We start from the raw sequence: 2,637 nt of genomic DNA on the forward strand, positions 1-2,637 counted from the left end.
GTGTTATGACGGGGCCACCGGTTTTCTAACCCCATTCATATCAGGCAAGGACAGTATGTTTAATGACTTTTCAGGATTTGACGAAGACAACAATCCAGTAAAAGTATCCGTCCCCCCGACCCTTCTCATCTCTTCCATAGGGATTCACCCAGATGTAACCAAAGCAGTCTCTATGGATGCAAAGATCGAAGGAGATCTGGTATATCTGATTGGAACAACAGGTGAAGAACTCGGCGGATCAGAATATTTCGCCTACATCAACGGTCTTGCCACTAGCGACACGCTTATCGGAACGGTACCCGTCTTGGATATTCCGGTTATGAAAAACCGGTACGAACGGCTGACGAATGCTATCCTTCACGATCTTGTTGCATCTGCATTCCCAATTACCCATGGCGGGCTGGGAGTGGCCCTGGCCAAGGTTGCAATAGCAGGTCGGATCGGCATGGACATCACGATCTCTGCAACAGGAAGAGCCGATTATATGCTCTTTTCAGAGACACTCGGACGATTTGTGGTAACGGTTGCACCAGATAAGAAACGTTCCTTTGAACTGGCGATGGGATCGGACACCACCCTGATCGGTCGTGTAGGTGGAAAGAACCTGCAGATAACCGGAAAATCCCTGCTTCTCTCAGTGCCGGTCACTGACCTTGAGGCAGCATACAAAAAACCATTTGGGGGTTATTAAATGCCTTCGGCATCTCCCTCATCACGTACCCTCGGAATGATTTCAGATCAGGATATGATCGCTGATAAAGCCCTCATCATGAGCGGGTTCGGGATCAATTCAGAGATGGAAACAAAAGAGGCACTCACCCGTGCCGGTATGGATGCAGATATCGTCCATATCAACGATCTCATTGATCGAAGCAGGCTTTTGGCTGATTACCGGTTGCTTGTATTTCCAGGAGGATTCTCGTACGGTGACGATACCGGAGCAGGTAATGCGTATGCAAATCGAGTTAGAAACAATCTCTGGCATGATCTGACTGATTTCCTCAAAGGTGACAACCTCGTACTCGGGATTTGTAACGGATTTCAGATCTTAGTTAATCTTGGGCTTGTACCGTCATTTGGTATGCAATATAAACGTGATATCGCCCTGATGCCTAACCGTAAAGGAGTACTTGAATGCAGGTATGTAACAATCAGACCTGTGGCTCAAAATCTGTGGACTAAAGATATTGAACAGATTATCTGCCCGGTATCACATGGAGAAGGTAATTTTTCCTGTTCAAAGGAGACACTAAGCCGTCTCAAAAGTCAGAAAATGATAGCATTCACATACTGCCGGGAGGATCTGAAACCTGCGAACGGCGAATATCCGTTCAATCCAAACGGTTCGATTGCTGATATCGCAGGCATTACCTCTGAAGATGGGAAGGTACTGGCCATGATGCCTCATCCCGAGCGTGCGATGGAGTTTGTCAATCAATATGACTGGCCCCTCCAGAAAGAGCGGTTGAAACGACAGGGGATACCAGTTCCATCAGAATCCATGAATATGAAATTATTCAGGAATATCGTGGATTACTTCAGATAATCAAACCTTTTTTTCTCGAACTCACAGTTGCCATCAAAAATCAGGCAGTCTGAAATTTCTTAATAACGTTGATTGTCCGGGTGCGAGACTAACATAAGTTTGAATGCGTAGCTTTTCTGGTTTCTGCATGACTAACACCAAATTATATCTCATATAGATTACCAGAAAAATGAGGGCAGAAAGAACTTTAGGTCACCGGTTCTGATTAAAAGGCTCATTTATTATCAGGAAGACTATCATATCATTAAAGAAGGAGTGACAGTTAGATGTCAAAAATTTTCGCATCACCGGGAAAATATATTCAGGGATCCGGGGAACTTTCCAGGATCAAAGAACATATTTCCAGGCTTGATGGACCATTTCTGTTTGTCATGGGGGGTTTTGCATTTCTGAATCTGAAAAGTATCATTGAGGAGAGTTTCAGGGAATCAGGGCAAACATTGGTATTTGAAAGATTCAGTGGGGAATGTACTTACAAAGAAATTGATCGGTTACGTGAGGTATACAAAACACATGGTTGTATGGTAACGGTGGGAATCGGAGGGGGAAAGGCTTTAGACACTGCAAAAGGTGTGGCATATTATGAAAGATCTCCAGTTATTACAATCCCCACAATTGCATCAACCGATTCTCCGACAAGCGCTATATCAGTTGTCTACACTGAAAATCATGTTTTTGATGGAAACCTTGTTCTGCCAAAAAATCCAGAATTGGTTCTGGTTGATACGGATGTAATTCTTCACTCTCCGGTCAGATTGCTTGTTTCCGGCATGGGAGATGCATTATCAACCTATTATGAAGCCAGGGCTAATGTAGCATCAGAGCATGAAAATTTTGTAGGGGGAATTTGTACCAATACATCGGTAGCACTGGCAAAATTATGCTATGAGATTCTGATCCGTGATGGTCTGAAAGCCAAGAAATCGGCAGAAAATAAAATATATTCAAAAGAGTTTGAAAATATCATTGAAGCGAATATTTATCTCAGTGGTGTGGGTTTTGAAAGCAATGGTCTCGCCTGTGCCCATTCGATTTACAACAGTTTAACGGTAGGACCCCAGTGTCATCACATGTTTCATGGGGAATTAGTA

Annotated in this window: 3 protein-coding genes; all 3 read left to right on the plus strand. The window is 43.8% G+C overall.

All coding sequences use genetic code 11. The features are described from left to right. The coding region (locus LUQ50_RS14880; RefSeq protein ID WP_300041031.1) for an AIR synthase-related protein at nt 1-691 on the plus strand (691 nt) is incomplete at its 5' end. Continuing rightward, complete coding sequence (locus LUQ50_RS14885) at nt 692-1,546, plus strand: phosphoribosylformylglycinamidine synthase subunit PurQ (RefSeq protein WP_300041034.1); 855 nt, start codon at nt 692-694, stop codon at nt 1,544-1,546. It abuts the gene before it with no gap. A 266-nt stretch (nt 1,547-1,812) separates the two neighbouring features. Then, on the plus strand, nt 1,813-2,637 hold an 825-nt coding region (locus LUQ50_RS14890), incomplete at its 3' end, for a glycerol dehydrogenase (protein WP_300041036.1).

This window comes from Methanospirillum sp. (assembly GCF_028679455.1).
Taxonomy (GTDB): domain Archaea; phylum Halobacteriota; class Methanomicrobia; order Methanomicrobiales; family Methanospirillaceae; genus Methanospirillum.

Bases quoted from the DNA above. Each gene is read 5' to 3' on its own strand.
- LUQ50_RS14885 (WP_300041034.1), top strand. From the start codon at position 692: ATGCCTTCGGCATCTCCCTCATCACGTACCCTCGGAATGATTTCAGAT.